The following is a 17,373-nucleotide window of genomic DNA, read 5'->3' on the forward strand; positions in this document are numbered from 1 at the left end:
ATGGACCCACTGGGTTTTATCTCGGTGGCGGCGCTGCGCCAGTACCTGGCCAGCGCCAGCGCCCGCGAGGTGGACGTGGACCAGGCCCTGGCGGCGTCCGGCCTGGGGGCGGAAGAACTCACCGACCCGGAGGCGCGCATCCGTGGTGCGCGCTTCGAACGGCTGCTCAACGAATTGATCCTGCGCAGCGGCGACCCGCTGTTCGGTCTGCACACCTGCGAGCTGGTGCAGCCCGGTTCCTACAACGTGATGGGCTACATCGCCATGAGCGCCGCCACCATCGGCGAGGCGCTGTCCAAGGTGTCGCGCTACGAGAAACTGGTGGGCGACATGGGCACCACCGAAACCCGTCTGCACGGCGACCGCTCGGAAATTCTCTGGCACTGCCGCTATCCCCGGCAGCCCGCCCGCCGCCATCTGATCGACAATGTGCTCGGCTCCTGGCTGCATTACACCCGCTGGCTCACCGGCGACCTGCATCTGGCTCCGGACGAGGTCTGGTTCGAGCACCCGCGCCCCCACTACCTGCACGAAGTGCACGAGTACGAGCGGGTATTCGGCTGCCCGGTGCGCTTCCGCCAGCCCTACTCGGCGCTGATCGGCCACCCGCGCATGCTCGACTATCCGCTGCGCCAGCCGGACGCCACCCTGTTGTCCACCCTGGAGGCCCACGCCGCCCGGCAGTTGCGAGCCCTGGGCATCGCCACCAGCCTGGGCGAACGGGTGCGCCAGTACCTGCAGGAGGCCCTGGGCGGTCCGCTGCCGGACCGGGACCAGGTCGCCCGCGCCATGCGGCTCAATACCCGCACCCTGCACCGCCGTCTGGCCGCCGAGGGCACCGGCTGGCAGCGCATTCTCGATGAAGTGCGCATGGAACGGGCCTGCCAGCGGCTGCGGGACGGCCACTGCTCGCAAAGCGACATCGCCCTGGACCTGGGTTACGCGGATATCCGCTGTTTCCAGCGCAGCTTCAAGCGCCACACCGGCGTGACCCCGGGGGAATGGCGGCGCCGGGCGGAGGCGGACGCCCTGCTTTAAGACGCCTCTTTAACAGTCATTGATGTAAACATCACGCTTTTGTCGGACAATCCCAGGCATACCCCCGGGAAACGCGCGGCTACACTTTTCCACATGATGAATTTCCGCACGACGGCTTTCCGCGCCATCACCACACCGGAACGCCGAGCGCCGCGCGCACCGGGGCCGTGGCACCGAGCGGCAAGCACAATAACAAGGGAGCACCGCATGAAACGCTCGCTCAAACAGCTTGAGCGCTCCATCGAGCACGCCAGCACCTATCAGGAATGGTTGGAAGTCAGCCGTGAGCACGACCGGCAGTCCGGCGCCGACGATTGGAAGGACATCGACCGTTCCCCCCATTACGATTACGAGTTGATCCGCAACCGGCTGTGGCAGATCCGCCAGGCCCGGGAACGGGGTGACGTGAACAAACTGGTATTCCATCTCCACGAGGGCCTGCACGGCAATCTGGGGAATATCTCCAACCCGGCGCTCTACGGCCACACCCGGGTGGGCACCAAGCGCCTTATCGAGCGCTATCTGGACGAGGTCTGCACCGCCCTGGACTACCTGTGCGATGGCGAGTTCGAGGACTTCGGCCTGAAACAGAAGCTGGATTTCTTTGAAACCACCGGCGCCGCCTTCGGGCAAAGCTGCCTGATGCTGTCCGGCGGCGCCGCCCTGGGCCTGTTCCATGTGGGGGTGGTGAAAACCCTGTGGGAACAGGGCCTGCTGCCCTCGGTGATTTCCGGGTCCAGCGCCGGCAGCATCGTCGCCTCGGTGGTGGGCACCCACAGCGACACCGAACTGGCCGCCAAGCTTGAGCCGGAAAACCTCTATCTGGAGGCGTTCCGTGCCATCGGCTGGAAGGGTCTGATGCGCGGTACCCCGGTGCTGGACGGCGACCACCTGGAAGCCTGTCTCGAGGAGAACATTCAGGATCTGACCTTCGAGGAAGCGTTCCGCAAAACCGGCCGCGAGATCAACATCACCGTCAGCCCCTACGACCGCAACCAGCAAAGCCGGCTGCTCAACCGGCGCACCTCGCCGAACGTGCTGATCCGTAAAGCGGCGCTGGCCAGCTGCGCCATTCCCGGCATCTACCCGCCGGTGACCCTGTGGGCCAAGAACATCGAAGGCGAGCGGGTGCCCTATATTCCCGGGCGCAAGTTCGTGGACGGTTCGATCCAGGACGACCTGCCGATTCGCCGGCTGTCCCGGCTGTTCGGCGTCAACCATTCCATCGTCAGCCAGACCAATCCCCACGTGGTGCCGTTCCTGCCGCGCAGCGAGCGCACCAATTCCAGCTTCAGCACGCTCAGCGACTGGGCCATCCGCAATGTGTCCATGAACCTGCATTACGGTCTGGAACTGCTGCGGCGGCGGGTGCAATCCAATGACCTGGGGCTGATCGTGGACAAGGCCCAGACCGTGGTGCGCCAGCGCTATATCGGCGACATCAACCTGATCCCGCCGCGCCAGCCGCTGAACGCCCTGCGCGTGCTCAGCAACCCCACGGTAAAGGACGTGCGCGCCTTTATTCGCGCCGGCGAACGCACCACCTGGCCGAAGATCTGGATGATCGGCAATACCACCCGCATCAGTCGCACCTTCCGGGCCTGCCGGGATCGCCTTGACCGGCTGGAGGAGCGCACTCTCAACCGCCTGCAGCGCGTGGCGGTGGTGTGACGCTATTTGCTTAGCGCGAATCCTTCTGTCGTGCCCCTTTAAAGCCGGCGTGCAAGTCTCTATGTTTGATGGACCAGCGACGGGGCCCCGGCCCCGCCTGATCCATCAGAACCAGGAGACCACACCATGGCACTGCAACTCGGCGATATCGCCCCGGATTTCAAACAAGACTCCACCGATGGCCCGATTTCCTTCCACGACTGGGCCGGCGACAGCTGGGTGGTGCTGTTTTCCCACCCCAAGGACTTCACCCCGGTGTGCACCACCGAGCTGGGTGAAGTGGCACGGCTCAAGCCCGAGTTCGACAAGCGCAACGTGAAAGCCATCGGCCTGTCCGTGGACCCGCTGGACGACCACAAGGCCTGGTGCGGCGACATCGAGGAAACCCAGGGCTCCGCCCTCAACTTCCCGTTGCTGGCCGACGCCGACCGCACGGTGTCGAACCTGTACGGCATGATCCACCCCAATGCCAACGACACCCTGACGGTGCGCAGCGTATTCATCATCGACCCCAACAAGAAGATCCGTCTGACCATCACCTACCCGGCCAGCACCGGCCGTAACTTCGACGAGATCCTGCGGGTCATCGACAGCCTGCAGCTCACCGACGGCTACAAGGTGGCCACCCCGGTGAACTGGACCGATGGCAAGGACGTGATCATCGTGCCGTCCCTGAACAACGAAGAAGCCGCCAAGCTGTTCCCGGAAGGCTGGGACGAGAAAAAACCCTACCTGCGCATGGTTAAACAACCCAAGCGCGGCTAACACAGCCACGACCCTGGCAGGAAGCCGGCTTGCCGCCGGCTTCCTGCCCCCGAGGCTTCACGCCTGATCGCCCCGCGCCGGGCCGGCAATCCCGAAGCTGGCAAACTCGGGAAAGCGCGCACACCACGCGGCACCCCGCCGTGCTAGGCTCCCCGGCCATGAACACTCCCCCTTTTTCTCCCGACGAACTTGAGCGGCTGCGTGAACACGGCATCGTGATCTGGGCCGACCGCGTGATCTTCCACGCCCAACCACCGCTGGACCAGGTGTCCCTGGCCCGCCTGGCCGCGCAATGCCGGGGCCCGCTGCCCGATGACCTGCTCGACCTGTGGCGCCACACCGCCGGTGGTCGCCTGGACTATGACCTGAGCCTGCCCATGGACGGCCACCGCGCAGCGATCTCCTGGTGCGAGCTGTTTTATGACGGCAGCGACGGCTACCACGACCTGAGCGGCTGGATCGACCATGAGCGGGAGCAGGCGCAGGAAGCCGCCGAACAAAACGGCCGGCCCTGGGACGGCAAACTCGCGGTGCTGCCCATCGGCGGTTTCGAATACTGTGATCGAATCTATGTGGTCGCCGACCGCCGGGCCGGGGATTATGGCCAGGTGCTGGCCTGGAAGATGGGCCTGCCGCCGGCCTGGACCCACGCCCTGCATCAGGATGCCCTGGCCACCGTGGCGCCGACCCTGAAAGCCGCTTTCCAGACCCTGGGCCTGGAGCGGGACCCACTCGGCGACGACGCCGACACCGGCCAGGAATTTCTCGATTACCTGGCGGACCGCCAGCAGCAGCACGGCCTGCCCGAGGCCCTGGCCGGCAAGGTCACCGACTTGTACCGCGCCGCCGTGTATGACTGGCGCGGACCGCTGGAAGCCGGGCAACTCGCCGGGCGGCCACACCTGGCCGCCCTTGCCCTGGCCGAGGCGGCGCGGCGCGACGACCCCGGCCTGCTCCGGCGCCTGGCCGGCCAGGGCGTGGACCTGGGCGCGCCCCTGCAAGGGGGCGCCGGCGTTGCCCACCTGGCTCTGCGCCACCAGGCCCACGGCGTGCTCGACACCCTGCTGGACCTGGCCGTGCCGATGCCCGCCGGACTGCTCAATGACCTCAACGGCCCCCTGCCGGCGGCGCTGGTGGAGCGCCTGCTGCGGCTGCCGGACCAGGCCACCGTCACCGCGGTACTGCGTGCCCGGTTGCACGGCGACCCGGACAACGCCGCCCGCATTCGCGCCCGGCTCCCGGAACCGCAGCTCACCACCCTGGACCAGGAGCACCGCGCCCTGCGCGCCTCTCTTCAGGAGGACCTGCGCAAGGTGCGCCGGGGGCAGCTGGGGCACTATCTGGGCGAGGATGGGCTGCAACTGTGGATTCAGCGTCTCGAGGATGAGAGCTAGAGGGCTCCGCGCAGTTGGGCGGCGAAGCGGGCCGCGTCCACCGGTTCCAAGGTGGAAATGGTGACGCGCAGGGCGGCCGCCGGCGGGGTGATCGCGAACGGCTCACCGGTGCGCACGCACCAGCCCAGGCGCGCCAGGGCACTGGCCACCGCGTCCGCGTCGCTGCCCGCCGGCAGCGGCACCCAGACATTGAAACCATCGCACGGCTGCAAGGCCTCCAGCCCCTCGGCCCGCAACGCCTGGATCAGGGCATCCCGTTTGCCCTGGTAGGCGTCCCGGGCCGCCTCCAGGTGGGCCCACACCGCTTCCGAGCCGAGCAGATCACGCACCACCGCCTGCAGCAGGTGGCTTACCCAGGTGGTGCCCGGCGCCAGCCGCAGGGCAAGCCGCCCGGCGGTGCCCGGGTCACTGGCCACGAACGCCAGCCGCAGGTCCGGGCCGAACCCCTTGGACACCGAGCGCACCAGGGCCCGCCGGGTGGTGGTGTCGGCGGCGATGGAAAAATACGGCGCCCGGGCCAGCAACGCGAAATGGTCGTCCTCGATGACCAGCACATGGGGATGGCGGCCCAGCACCTCCCGCAGCGCCCCGGCCCGCGCCTCGCTGAGACCGCAGCCGGTGGGATTCTGCGCCCGCGGCGTGCACAGCACCGCCTGGGCCCCTGCGCTGATCGCGTCCTCCAGTGCCTCGGGCCGCATGCCCTGGTGGTCCATGGCCACCGGCAGCGCCTCCAGGCCGGCGCAACGCAGGGTATTGAGGCTGCCAAGAAAACAGGGATCCTCCACCGCCACCTTATCGCCCGGCACCAGATAGACCGCCAGCAAACGCTCGATGGCATCCACCGCCCCGTGGGTCAGCGTCAGGCCGTCCCCCTCCCGCCAGTCCGCCCCGAACCACTGACGCGCCAGCCGCTCCAGGTCGCCGTCCAGCACCGGCTCGCCGTACAGCGCCGGCCGGTAGCCAGCGGCGCCCAGCACCCGCGACGGATCGGGCAGCCAGGCCGGGTCCGGATTGCCGCTGGCCAGATCCGCCAGCGATGACCCGGGGGCCAGACCTTCCTGCTCGCCCTGGCGCGCCGCCGGCCGGATCACCGTGCCGTTGCGGCCCAGGGTCTCGGCGATGCCCGCCGCCACCAGCTTCTTGTAGGCGGCGGCGACGGTATTGCGATTCACCTGCAGCCGTTCGGCCATGTCACGCACCGGCGGCAGGGATTGGCCCGCCACCAGCCGCCCGGCGTGGGCCTCCCGGCGAATGCTCTCGAAGATCGCCGAGGCGGTGCTTCCGGTGATTTTATTTTGTCCCATGACAATCTATACTCTGTCCCATGACAATTTAACCCGTTGGCAATATAGCAACCCAGGAACCGCCGTGTCGATGAACCCGCTATCCCCCTCCTACCCCACCGCCAACAGCGTCGAGGACTTCCAGCGCAATCTGGCGGCGGTACGCCAGCGCATCGCCGCCGCCTGCGCCCGGGTCGGCCGGGACCCGGCCGAGGTGCGTCTGCTGCCGGTGAGCAAGACCGTGCCCGAGGAACGTATCCGCCTGGCCTACGCCGCCGGCTGCCGGGAATTCGGCGAGAACAAGGTGCAGGAAGCATCGCGCAAGGCGGAGGCCATGGCCGACCTCACCGATCCGCGCTGGTCGGTGATCGGCCACCTGCAAACCAACAAGGCCAAGGTGGTGGCCCGCTTCGCCAGCGAATTCCAGGCCCTGGACCGCCTGCGCGCGGCACAGGCCCTGGACCGGCGCCTGCAGGCGGAAGGCCGCGGGCTGGACGTGCTGGTGCAGGTCAACACCTCCGGCGAGGCCAGCAAGTTCGGCCTGCACCCCGCCGAGGTGGCCGACTTTCTGCGCGCCCTGCCGGCGTTCTCCGCGTTGCGGGTACGGGGCCTGATGACCCTGGCGCGGCTGTCGGCGGACCCGGCCCGGGTGCGGCCCTGTTTCGTGCTGCTGCGTGAGCTGCGCGAGCGCCTGCGCCAGGACGCCCCCGCCGGCATCGACCTGGAGCAACTGTCCATGGGCATGTCCGGCGACTTCGAGCTGGCCGTGGAGGAAGGCGCCACCGTGGTGCGCGTCGGCCAGGCCATCTTCGGTGCCCGCGCCACCCCTGACAGCCACTACTGGCCGGATCACCAAGACCCACAACCCGCCTCACCGGAGCACGAAGGATGAAAACCGCCCTTGCCCTGCGCCACCTGCACTTCGAGGATCTGGGCACCCTGGAGCCACTGCTGCAAGAGCGCGGCTACCAGGTGCGCTATGTGGACGCCAGCACGGACGATTTATCCCGGCTGGATGCCAACGGCAGCGATCTGCTGATTGTTCTGGGCGGCCCCATCGGGGCCTTTGACGAAGAACTTTATCCCTTTCTCGCCGACGAACTGCGCCTGATCGAACGGCGCCTGGCCAGTGGCCGACCGCTACTCGGCATTTGTCTGGGGGCGCAACTGATCGCCCGCCAGCTGGGCGCGGCGGTATCGCCCATGGGCTTCAAGGAGATCGGTTTCGCCCCGCTGACGCTCACCGACCAGGGCCGCGACTCGGTGCTCGGCCCGCTGGCGCAAGTGCCGGTGCTGCACTGGCACGGCGACCAGTTCGAGACGCCCCCGGGCGGCCACCTGCTGGCCGGCACCGAGGCTTGCCCGCGGCAGGCCTATGCGGTCGGCGAGGCGGTGCTGGGGTTGCAGTTCCATCTGGAGGCCGACGCCGGGCGCATCGAACACTGGCTTGTGGGGCACTGCTGCGAACTAGGCCAGGCCGGCCTGGACCCGCGCACGGTGCGCGAGGATGCGCGCCGGCACGGCCCGAGCCTGGCACGGGCGGCGCGGCAGGTGATCGGCGCCTGGCTGGACCGGCAACAGAACACGGAGACCGGCCCGCAATGACACTCAACAATCCCACCGGGAGCCCCACACCATGACCGTCTACCGCCTGGTGATCCACCGACACGGCCGACTGCTTGGCCAGTTCGACAGCGACACACCCTGGGCGCGGGAAGCCATGGCTGACCTGCTGGCGCGCCTGCCGGAACAGGACGGCTATCGCACCGAACTGTTCGTCGCCCACGACGAGCGCCGCTTGCTTGAAAGCGGCCCCCGGGGATTGAGGGTGGTCGGCCGCGAGCCCTTGTTCGAGCCCCTGTCAGAACCTTTGCCGCCGACCATCACCCCGTTGTAGCGGAACCGGGCGCGGCGAATCAGGCCTGCTGGCCGGCCGCCGCGTTCTGCGTGGTCACGAACATGGAGCGCAGGTGCTCGCCGGAGGTGGTGGGCGGATAGCGCGGCGGCTCGCCGTCGCCGGCGCAGTTCGGCAGGCACTCGATGCGCGCGTCATAGTTCGGATTGTGAAAAAACACGATGGACAGGCGCCGCGCCGCCCCACCCGCCCCGGCCGGCGGATTGACCACCCGGTGCAGGGTGGACACCCAGCGGTCGTTGCTCCAGCGCGCCATCAGATCGCCGATATTGATAATGAAAGTGCCGGGTACGATGGGCACGTCCACCCATTCCCCCGCCGCGTTGCAGACCTGCAGCCCGCCGGGCTTGTCCTCGGTACACAGGATGGTCAGGCTGCCGTAATCGGAATGGGCACCCGCGCGGATCTGCCCGGGCTTGGGCGCCTCCGCCTGGGCCGGGTAATTGCGCAACCGCAGGCGGCTGATGTGCCGGTCGATCTTGTCGTCGAAGTAGTGTTCGTCCAGATCCAGGGCCAGCGCGAAGATACGCATGATGGTCGCCGCCAGATCGCCCATGGCACGGTAATACTCGGTCCACACCGGCTGCAGCGCCGCCGGCCGCTGGGGCCAGATATTGGCCGCGAAATGCTGCCCGGCCGCCGGCGCCGTGGCGTAGGCCTCGTCCGGCCGGTCCACCGGCCCGATCATCAGGCTCTCGTTCAAGTCCCCCTGGGTGGCGCTGGCGTCCCGGGACCGGGCCACCGACTCATCCTCCAGGCCGGTGTAACCCCGGGACACGTCCACCCGGGGCCGGGCCACCCGCCGCTTCTCCGCCTCCGGCAGATCGAAGAACTCCCGCGACACCGCCCGGGTCCGCTCGATCAGAGCCGGGTCCACGCCGTGGCCGTCGATAATCAGAAAACCGATGTCGGTGCAGGCGCGATCCACCTCCCGGGCCACCGCCCGCCGGTCGTCCTCGTCGCCGGACCGGAAACGAGCAATGTCGATCACCGGCACTTCAAGCAGCTTGCTCATGGCATCCTCCAGTACGCCGGGACACTGGTGGGCCCGGCTTTCCATAATAAGAAAGTGCAAGCAACGTGCCATTTTTTGTCGGCAAAAAACCGGCGGATCGGCGGCAATAAAGGAATCCGCTGCGCCATAGCGGCGCAGACTGCTTCAGCGAGGAGGAAGGGCTGCACCGGAACAGACCTATCCCAAAACCAAAAAGGGCCGCCGAGGCGACCCTTTCTGGTTTGGAGCGGGTGAAGGGAAGGTGCCTTCGGCATCCCGCGCTAGCGCGGGACCGTTGCTTACGCAACGTCCGCTCGCCGTATACGGCGAGACGTCGAACCGGAGGGATCGATCCATTGCCTCCACCCACTACAAACCAAAAAGGGCCGCTTGCGCGACCCTTTTCGGTTTGGAGCGGGTGAAGGGAATCGAACCCTCGTATGCAGCTTGGGAAGCTGCCGTTCTACCATTGAACTACACCCGCGAAGGGGGGCTATTACACCGGGAATGCGGCGCGCTGTCCAGCGCTGCTCGGCTGCCTGGCGTTGTACGCTTTTTCCTAACCCCTAAAGCGGCGATTTCCTACCCCACGTCGATCCTTCCGGCGATACCCGCCCGGCGCCTACCGGGCAAGACTCAAAGAAGTGTGCGGTGGTGGCCGAACAACTCATCTGAGCCTTGGCCATCCCGGTTTAGCTTCTTCTGGACAATTTGTCGCTTTCAGGCTACTTTCGTGTTCGAACTTACCCATTATCTGACGGTGGATGGCCATGATCCTTTCCAGCATTGGCTGGAGGCGTTGAAGCGCAAGGATCGCCGGGCCGCCATGCGGGTGCTGACCCGGCTCAACCGGCTGGCGCTCGGCAACCCCGGAGACAGCAAATCCGTGGGCGGTGGGGTCATGGAACTGCGGGTGGACCACGGCCCCGGCTACCGGGTGTATTACGCCCGGGTGGGTGAGACGCTGGTGTTGTTGCTCACCGGCGGCGGCAAACAGCGGCAACAGTGGGATATTGAGCAAGCCAGGTCACGGCTGGCGGATTACCGGAAGAGGTACCGATGAAACGTCACGATGATGCGGTGGTGGCCATGCTTCGCGATGACCCGGCCATGGCGCCGGATTATCTGCGAACCGCCTTTGATGAACTGGATAAACCGGACGGTGAAGCGGCCTTCCTGGTGGCTCTGCGTCATGTCGTGGAAGCCCAGGGCGGCATGGCCGTGGTCGCCGGGCGCGCCCACCTGTCCCGGGAAAGCCTGTACCGGGCACTTTCCCCGAAAGGAAACCCCACCCTGAAGACCATGACCGCCGTGATCCGGGCCACCGGGCTGCGATTCCAGGATTTGACGCGGGCCGTGTAGGCTTTTTCCTAAGCCGAGACGCGCTGATCTCCTACAGCCGATTGATCCTTCCGGCGATACCCGCCGGGCCCACCACCGGCAAGACTTTCTGTTCATGTATTGAACAGGGAGCCAAGGATGATTTCCCGACCGATTCTCCTCTTCGTGGTAACCATGGTGGTGGTGTTCTTCGCGGTGGCCGCCACGGTGGGCCATGGCCGCGGCCAGCCAGCGCTGATGCTCGCCAACGTTTACCAGGACCACATCGACCCGACGGACTACTGGGTCAGCGAAAAACTGGACGGGGTACGCGCCTACTGGGATGGCCGGCATCTGATCAGCCGCCAGGGCCATGTGATCGCCACGCCGCCGGGTTTCACCGACGGTTTCCCGGACATCCCCATGGACGGCGAGCTGTGGCAGGGCCGAGGCACCTTCAGCCGTTTGATGGGCGCGTTGCAGCGGGCCCGGCCCGAACCGGACCAGTGGCGGCACATTTATTACATGGTGTTCGACCTGCCCGCCGCCGACGGCTCCTTCGAACAGCGGCTGCGAACCATGCGTGCCCTGCTGGACGGGCGCGACGCCCCTCACCTGAGGCGCGTACCCCAGCGGCGCGTGGCCAACCGCCAACAGCTAATGGACTATCTGGATCAGGTGGTGGAGATCGGCGGCGAGGGGCTGATGCTGCATCGTGGTTCGGCGCCCTACCGGGGGCACCGCTCGGACGATCTGCTCAAGCTCAAGCCCTACCAGGACGAGGATGGCCGGGTGGTGGCCCACCTGCCCGGCCAGGGGCGCCTGGAAGGCCGCATGGGCGCGCTGTTGGTGGAAACCCCCAGCGGCCGGCATTTCCGGCTGGGCACCGGCTTCAGTGACGCGCAGCGGGCCGACCCGCCGCCCATCGGCAGCATCGTCACCTACCAGTTCCACGGCCACACCAAGAACGGCCTGCCCCGCTTCGCCAGCTATCTGCGCACCCGCAGTCAGGGGCCCGGCTACATCCGCTAGCGGCGGCCGGGTTCAGCGCAGCGCCCGGTAAACCCGGAAGCGGTTGGTCTCGCGCACCACCTGCACATGCTTGAACGCCTGATCCAGCCATTGCGCGTAGGGCAGCTCCCGGTTGGCCACCATCCACAGGGTGCCCTTGTCGGTGAGGTGCTCCGGGGCCTCGCGGATCAACCGCCGGGTAATGGACATGGTGCGATCACGGCCGTCGTGGAACGGCGGGTTGGTAACAATCGCCTCGAAGCGGGCACCGATGCTCTCGTACAAGTCACCGCCCACCACCTTGCCTTGCAGGTGGTTGCGCTCCAGGGTGGCGGTGGCGGCGGCCACCGCGGTGGCGCTCACGTCGGTGGCGGTGACCTGGCAGCCGCTGTGCGCCAGGCGCGCGCTCAGGGCGCCGCCGCCACAGCCCATGTCCAGCACCTTGCCCCGGGGCAAGCCCTCGGCCAGAGCCTCCAGCAGCAAGGCGCTGCCCTCGTCCAGCCGGCCATGGCTGAACACCCCCGGGTAGCTGACCACCTGCAGATCATCCAGCGTGGTCAGGGACGCCACCTGCTCCAGGGCCAGGGGTTGCGCCGGTCTCAACTGGCCACCGTAGAGCTTGCAGTGGCGAGCGCTGTCGAGAAGGGTTACGTCATCGGCAAACCGGGACAGCCGGGTGACACCGCCGCGAATGCCGCCCTTGGCCGGCCCCACCAGCCACACGTCCATGGGCGTCTCAATCTGCCCCGCCACGGCGCGCAGCAACAGCTCGAGACGCTCGGCGGACTTCGGCAACGGCAGGATCACCAGATCCACGTCATCCGGCAGGGTCGGCAGCGGCGCCCACTGGTGGGCCCCCACCGTGTAGTCGTCGGCGTGCAGGTAAAGCTGTTCCGCCGGCAGCTCGGCCAGCGCCGGATCGTTGGCGTCCATTACCAGAACCCGGCGGCCCGCCAGGGTGGCTTGCTGGCGCCAAAGCAGTTGCGTGCTGTTTTCCATAAACGTCTCTAAGCGATCAAGCCGGGCAGTATAAAGCATGCCCTGGCCGATACCCATTTTCGAACACGCCGGCGCCGTGAAGAGCGCGCCGCGAAGTTTTACATAATGACCACGCCGCACGCCCCGCCTCCTGGCTACAATGGGCGGTTAGATGCAGTCGTGGAGGCAATGGATGGTCCGTTCCGCAGTTCTGGCACTGGTGATGCTCACCGGCGCCTGGTCATTTCCGGCGCTGGCCGCCGACACGCCTTTTCAGGAGGCGTTGCACGCCGCCCGCAACAACGACTGGGAAGGCCTCAGCCGCGCCCAGGCACGCCTCGGCGACGAGCACCCGTTGCAGGCTTATCTGGAGTTTCACCGGCTGCGCGCCGCCCTGCCGGACCTCAGTCCGGACCGGGTCGCCGACTACGCACGGCGCTACCCGGACTCCCCCCTGCCCAACGACATTCGCCAGCTGGCCCTGGTGGCCTATGCCCGCGACAACCGCTGGGACGCCGCCCGCGCCGTCTACGACAAAGCCCCCCGCTCGCTGGAACTGAGCTGCCTGTACTGGCATGCCCAGTGGCAGGCCGGCAACGAACAGGCACTCACCGAAGCGCGGCAACTGTGGCTGTCCGGCAATTCCCGCCCCTCCGCCTGTGACCCGATCTTCAACGCGGCGCGGCAAAAAGGCGTGATCGGCCAGGCGGAAATCTGGCAGCGCATGGAACTGGCCTTCTACGAGCGCAGCCCAGGATTGATGCGTTACCTGCGGCCAATGCTCGACGACCAGCCCTACGGCACCGCCGCCGACCTGCTGATGGACCTGTACGGCGATCCGGAACAGCTTAAGGCGCTGCCGAAGAGCCTGCCCGACGACCAGCGCCAGGTGCTGCTGGCCGCCGGCTTCCGCCGCCTGGCCTATACCGACACCGTCACCGCCCGGCAATGGTTCGAGGACGACCGGGGCGACCTGGGCTTTACCGACGCCGCCCTGATCGAACGGTCCGGCCAGCGCATCGCCTGGTACTCCACCATCCGTGGCATCGAGGACAACCGCGACTGGCTGGACGGCTGGCTGCGCAACCACGGTGGCGACAGCCTGGTGGACCAGCGCGCCCGCCGCGCGGTCATCGAGCAGCAATGGGATGAACTGCCGGACTGGATCGCCCTGCTGCCCGAGGCGGAACGCAAGGACAGCCGCTGGCTGTACTGGGCCGGCCGCGCCGCCGAGGAAAACGGCGACCAGCAACGCGCCCGCGGCCTGTGGCAACAGGCCGCCGCGCAACGCAATTTCTACGGCTTCCTGGCCGCCGATCGCATCGGCGAGCCCTATCACTTCGCCAACGCCGTGCCCACCGGCGACAAAACGCTGCCCGACCTGGCCGCCCTCACCCGCATCAAGATGCTGCGCGAACAGGACGAATCGGGCCTGGCCTGGAGCGAATGGAACTGGCTGATGTGGCACAGCAACGAAAGCCGCCAGCGCCAGCTCGCCCAGTACGCCCTGGACGCCGGCTGGTACGACCTCACCGTGCAGGCCTCGATCCAGGCCCGCGCCTGGGACGTGCTCGCCTGGCGCTTTCCCGCCGCCCACCAACAACGGTTCCAGGAAGCCGGCCGCCGCCACCACCTGGACCCCTGGCTGGCCATGGCCATCGCCCGCCGGGAAAGCGCCTTCTACCCCAACGCCCGCTCCCCGGTGGGCGCCCTGGGCCTGATGCAACTGATGCCCGGCACTGCCGCCAAGGTCTCCCGCGAAGCCGGCCAGGGCGTGCCCGGCGAACAGCAGGTGCTCAACCCGGCCACCAACATCGAACTGGGCACCCGCTACCTCAGCGACCTGCTGGACCGCTTCAACGGCAACCGCCTGCTCGCCCTGGCCGCCTACAACGCCGGCCCCGGCCGCATCGCCCAATGGCTCGCCGAGGAAGACGACGCCGTCCCCGTGGACGTCTGGATCGAATCCATCCCGTTCCGCGAAACCCGCGACTACGTCCAGGCCGTGCTCACCTACCGGGTGCTCTTCGAAGGCCTCCACGGCAACCCGGAAAACCGCACCGCCATGCTGCTCCTGCCAGCGGAAGCCGGGACGCCCTACTCCCTGGCGATGATCGAGGACTAGAACGCAAAAGGCCCCGCGACGCGGGGCCTTTTGGTAATACCGGTACCAGCTTTTACCCGTCGGTAGCCGCAACGGCGGCAAGCTGGCCGCCAATTTGTTCCGCGCACTGCCGTGCCACGAAAGCCAAAGTGCGGGTCAAGATGGCGTCCCGATTCTCCGCGAAGTCTTCATAACCCGCGGTCCACTCGGAATCTTTTTCGGGCCGCACGCTGCAACTGCCCGTTCCCAAAACGGTCTCTGTCTCCGCGTCGATAAATTGTGCTTTGGCGCGATAGGTGATCGAGTACGTTCCCCAGGCCGACTTGTAATAAATCAACTGCCAAACGCGGGTCTGCACATCCACCAGCACATCGGGCTGTTCCCCGGGCTCCACCGTACCCGGGCCTTCCGACATCACCTCGGCGCCGAGCGCCTTTGCCAGTTGATCGGCCAATTCGCTGGAAACGTGCACGGCAGGATCGTCAACGCCATTCTTTTCAACAATCTGCTTACCCGCCATGGTCATTGCCATCCCCCCAAGGAAGCCGAACTGTGCCTTGGTGGGCGTGATGGCCGACAACGCCGGCATTGGCCGTTCGGTGGTCGCCACCACGCGGGCACCGCTCTCTGTCAAATCAGACAGATCCAAGTTCACCGGCTTAACCGATGCGCAACCCGACATCCCCAATGCCACGGCAAACAAAAAAGCAATACGCATAACACTTCCCTTCCTTTCAGTTTAAAAACTCCATTTATAAAAACATACCCCTGGCAGAGCAGAGTCTTACTCCCTGCTCTTATCGAGTTTTTTCCTCAGCGATCTTTCCGCAAAAACGGCCATCCACATTAGGACTACAGAGATCACTATGGAGAACTTCATCACACTACCAGCATCCAAATTACTTCCCGAGCGAGTTTTTATCCCCCCTTCCACAATAAGTGGAGCCAAATTCTGAACCCAAACGGCAACGGCAAAACTTAAATGTATTGCTGCCAAATCAGACTTTATACGGCCAGAACTCTTAAAAAATAGATAAACCGCAGCCTCCATTATGAAAAAGAGAACCGCAACAACAACTAGACCCTCGAACTGACCAATCAATCCCCCATCCTCTCTTGATACATCAAGCAACCCTCCCCGAGCAGTGCATCATTTTCCAGCCCCAAACCTAAAGAAGCCAATTACAGATTTTCAAGAAGATCATCAGGAAAATATTTCGCAGACTGAACGCAAATCAACAAAACCGCCCCCAAAAAAAGTCTCGAATCCGCACCATTAAGAGGAACTACGCTTCTCCTTCTAATAATCACATCCGGGCAAAGCCCAGGCGCCAGAATTGCAGGCGTTGCGTCGGTAACCATGTCTCTGCTTGCAAAACATCGAGAGCAGGAGACCCCGTGCGCTCTTGGCCACGCGCAGATAGGAGCAGCGACTAATCCGAGTGTCTTGGTACTTGCGGACTTACGGCAGACTTTTTTCGATGGCCGGCACCAACAAGCCCGATGAGTGATCATCGAGCACCAGGGCGCTGGCAGTGCCAACATCATGCAAAGGTACCGGACAGGGTAAAGAGCTTCAGGTAACGGTCACTGTAAAGTGGCCTGCCCTCTAAACAGGCGCCGCTTACTTTTTTTGTTTATCCAATTTTTTCTTTAGCGAACGCTCTGAAAGAACAGCCACCCAAAAAAGGACAAGAGAAGCCAAAATGGTGAACCCAAGTATATCTAAAGAGCCAATTTTTCTACCGTCGTCATAAGAGATCAATTTCCCCTCTGTAAGCACAGGCAAAAAATTAAGCAAATAAATAGAAACCGCCGCCCCCATATAAATACAAGCGCGATCGGAGACAAAAACTCTGCGCCGTCTCAGCACGATAAATATCACAGCGGACACAGCAGTAGAGGCAATAAAAATAAGCCAAAAGGCAGATATTTGATCAATCAATCATTAATCCCCTCTTCATAAAAACGGAAAGAATCTCTCAACATGGCACCTAATTCCTGACTTGCTTTATAGGGGGCGAGAACAGGATGACTCGGCAACCCATCAGGAACATACGCAGGGGGGCCTGGAACCACACCATAATAGCCGTCAAAAAAACCAAGAGTGCTAGACACCAAAACATACGTTTCGGCCGCAGCGCCAGTCCCATAAACCATATCAGTCAAGGCAATATTGGCCCTCAACGCCCCTACAGCCATGCTTTCCTCTGCTGCGGTCACATTTACAATCATTCTGGCACCTAGCGCGCGAGCACCGGTTGAGGCAGTTTGAGCCCCAACCCCACCCCAGAAGGGCACTTGCACAGTAGCGGCACTCCCGATACTGGCGGCGGCGGGGGTCAGTAATGCTCCGCCTAAGACCGTTGTCCCTTGCGAGAACATCGCCTCAGAGGCGTTTAGCCGCGCTTGGCCGATAACATCGAGGTACTTCCCTGCACCAATATCGGATTCCATGTTCGTCAGAATCGGCGTTGCGTAGCCAAACAACTGTTCGCCATAGGCGCCGTCTTCAATATCGTGAAGATGCGTCGCATTAACGTAGCTATTGTCATATTGCTCCGCCGTCGCTTCAAAAGGCGCCGTTACCTCACCATCGTCATGGGATATGGCTCCGGAATGCTCTGCCAGGCCTGAAAAAAAATCACCGGCGGCCTGTTGATCGTAGCCACTCAGAATGGCCAGGTCGCGCTGCCCGCCATCTTCCGCATAGGCGCTATCGACCTGACTCTGAGCTTGATAAAGCAGCTCCTTCAACGCCTGCTCGTCCGATATCCCCCTTTCTACTGCATATTCCTTGTAATGATCCGCAATGAGCTTGAGTTCCGCCTTGTGCAGTTGCCGATTGTAGGTGTCCGCCTGTTTGGCGATCCAGGCGCCGGTCTCCACGTCTCCTCCGG

18 protein-coding genes and 1 tRNA gene are annotated in these 17,373 nt (G+C 64.9%); 11 read left to right on the forward strand and 8 right to left on the reverse strand.

Annotated elements, in window-relative coordinates:
- From FGS76_RS08325 to FGS76_RS08340, 4 genes are all read left to right on the forward strand, one after another.
- On the forward strand, positions 1-1,038 hold the full coding sequence (locus FGS76_RS08325) for an AraC family transcriptional regulator (RefSeq protein ID WP_138772167.1): 1,038 nt from the start codon (positions 1-3) through the stop codon (positions 1,036-1,038).
- 207 nt (positions 1,039-1,245) lie between these two features.
- Entirely contained in the window at positions 1,246-2,709 is a 1,464-nt protein-coding gene (locus FGS76_RS08330; protein ID WP_138772168.1) for a DUF3336 domain-containing protein, read from the forward strand.
- 126 nt (positions 2,710-2,835) lie between these two features.
- Positions 2,836-3,474, forward strand: a complete 639-nt coding sequence (locus FGS76_RS08335) for a peroxiredoxin (protein WP_138772169.1) — start codon at positions 2,836-2,838, stop codon at positions 3,472-3,474.
- 158 nt (positions 3,475-3,632) lie between these two features.
- Positions 3,633-4,868, forward strand: coding sequence for an SMI1/KNR4 family protein (locus tag FGS76_RS08340; RefSeq protein WP_138772170.1), 1,236 nt, complete (start codon positions 3,633-3,635; stop codon positions 4,866-4,868).
- Here the strand turns inward: FGS76_RS08340 and ptsJ are convergent.
- A complete protein-coding gene (gene ptsJ, locus FGS76_RS08345) occupies positions 4,865-6,172 on the reverse strand; it encodes a MocR-like B6 salvage transcription factor PtsJ (RefSeq protein ID WP_205717220.1) in 1,308 nt (435 codons plus the stop codon). The two genes, FGS76_RS08340 and ptsJ, sit on opposite strands and share 4 nt — an antisense overlap.
- A gap of 70 nt (positions 6,173-6,242) precedes the next feature.
- Here ptsJ and FGS76_RS08350 point away from each other — a divergent pair, with 70 nt between their 5' ends.
- Genes FGS76_RS08350 through FGS76_RS08360 form a run of 3 tightly spaced genes read left to right on the forward strand, consistent with a single transcriptional unit; the run spans position 6,243 to position 8,048 of the window.
- A complete protein-coding gene (locus FGS76_RS08350) occupies positions 6,243-7,043 on the forward strand; it encodes a YggS family pyridoxal phosphate-dependent enzyme (protein ID WP_138772171.1) in 801 nt (266 codons plus the stop codon).
- Positions 7,040-7,756, forward strand: a complete 717-nt coding sequence (locus FGS76_RS08355) for a glutamine amidotransferase (protein ID WP_138772172.1) — start codon at positions 7,040-7,042, stop codon at positions 7,754-7,756. The genes FGS76_RS08350 and FGS76_RS08355 overlap by 4 nt, the downstream gene beginning before the upstream one ends.
- Positions 7,757-7,787: 31 nt before the next feature.
- Positions 7,788-8,048 carry a cytoplasmic protein gene (locus tag FGS76_RS08360; RefSeq protein ID WP_138772173.1) on the forward strand — a complete coding sequence of 87 codons (261 nt, stop codon included), beginning with the start codon at positions 7,788-7,790 and terminating at the stop codon, positions 8,046-8,048.
- 19 nt (positions 8,049-8,067) lie between these two features.
- Here the strand turns inward: FGS76_RS08360 and FGS76_RS08365 are convergent, their stop codons facing one another.
- A complete protein-coding gene (locus tag FGS76_RS08365) occupies positions 8,068-9,081 on the reverse strand; it encodes an isopenicillin N synthase family dioxygenase (protein WP_138772174.1) in 1,014 nt (337 codons plus the stop codon).
- A gap of 389 nt (positions 9,082-9,470) precedes the next feature.
- Positions 9,471-9,544 (reverse strand) — tRNA-Gly (locus FGS76_RS08370).
- 249 nt (positions 9,545-9,793) lie between these two features.
- Between FGS76_RS08370 and FGS76_RS08375 the strand changes: the two genes are divergently transcribed.
- The 3 genes from FGS76_RS08375 (at position 9,794) to FGS76_RS08385 (ending at position 11,412) form a co-directional block, all read left to right on the forward strand.
- Positions 9,794-10,123 carry a type II toxin-antitoxin system RelE/ParE family toxin gene (locus tag FGS76_RS08375; protein WP_138772175.1) on the forward strand — a complete coding sequence of 110 codons (330 nt, stop codon included), beginning with the start codon at positions 9,794-9,796 and terminating at the stop codon, positions 10,121-10,123.
- On the forward strand, positions 10,120-10,422 hold the full coding sequence (locus FGS76_RS08380; RefSeq protein WP_138772176.1) for an addiction module antidote protein: 303 nt from the start codon (positions 10,120-10,122) through the stop codon (positions 10,420-10,422). The genes FGS76_RS08375 and FGS76_RS08380 overlap by 4 nt, the downstream gene beginning before the upstream one ends.
- 117 nt (positions 10,423-10,539) lie before the next feature.
- On the forward strand, positions 10,540-11,412 hold the full coding sequence (locus FGS76_RS08385) for a DNA ligase (RefSeq protein WP_138772177.1): 873 nt from the start codon (positions 10,540-10,542) through the stop codon (positions 11,410-11,412).
- Between the two features lie 12 nt (positions 11,413-11,424).
- Here the strand turns inward: FGS76_RS08385 and FGS76_RS08390 are convergent, their stop codons facing one another.
- The gene (locus FGS76_RS08390) at positions 11,425-12,390 is read right to left on the reverse strand and encodes a methyltransferase (RefSeq protein WP_138772178.1); all 966 of its coding nucleotides are present in this window, start codon (positions 12,388-12,390) and stop codon (positions 11,425-11,427) included.
- A 172-nt stretch (positions 12,391-12,562) separates the two neighbouring features.
- Between FGS76_RS08390 and FGS76_RS08395 the strand changes: the two genes are divergently transcribed.
- Positions 12,563-14,494: a transglycosylase SLT domain-containing protein gene (locus tag FGS76_RS08395; protein WP_138772179.1), complete on the forward strand. Its 1,932-nt coding sequence runs from the start codon at positions 12,563-12,565 to the stop codon at positions 14,492-14,494.
- A 52-nt stretch (positions 14,495-14,546) separates the two neighbouring features.
- Here the strand turns inward: FGS76_RS08395 and FGS76_RS08400 are convergent, their stop codons facing one another.
- The 4 genes from FGS76_RS08400 to FGS76_RS08415 all read right to left on the reverse strand — a co-directional run bounded on the left by FGS76_RS08400 (position 14,547) and on the right by FGS76_RS08415 (position 17,362).
- Positions 14,547-15,191: a hypothetical protein gene (locus FGS76_RS08400; RefSeq protein WP_138772180.1), complete on the reverse strand. Its 645-nt coding sequence runs from the start codon at positions 15,189-15,191 to the stop codon at positions 14,547-14,549.
- Positions 15,192-15,257: 66 nt separating this feature from the next.
- Entirely contained in the window at positions 15,258-15,575 is a 318-nt protein-coding gene (locus tag FGS76_RS08405; RefSeq protein WP_138772181.1) for a hypothetical protein, read from the reverse strand.
- Positions 15,576-16,097: 522 nt separating this feature from the next.
- Entirely contained in the window at positions 16,098-16,418 is a 321-nt protein-coding gene (locus FGS76_RS08410; RefSeq protein ID WP_138772182.1) for a hypothetical protein, read from the reverse strand.
- On the reverse strand, positions 16,415-17,362 hold the full coding sequence (locus tag FGS76_RS08415; RefSeq protein WP_138772183.1) for a hypothetical protein: 948 nt from the start codon (positions 17,360-17,362) through the stop codon (positions 16,415-16,417). Before FGS76_RS08415 ends, FGS76_RS08410 begins: the two co-directional genes overlap by 4 nt.
- Between the last annotated feature and the right edge of the window lie 11 nt (positions 17,363-17,373).

The sequence above is a fragment of the Alloalcanivorax gelatiniphagus genome, from assembly GCF_005938655.1.
In the GTDB taxonomy this organism is placed as follows: Bacteria; Pseudomonadota; Gammaproteobacteria; order Pseudomonadales; family Alcanivoracaceae; genus Alloalcanivorax; species Alloalcanivorax gelatiniphagus.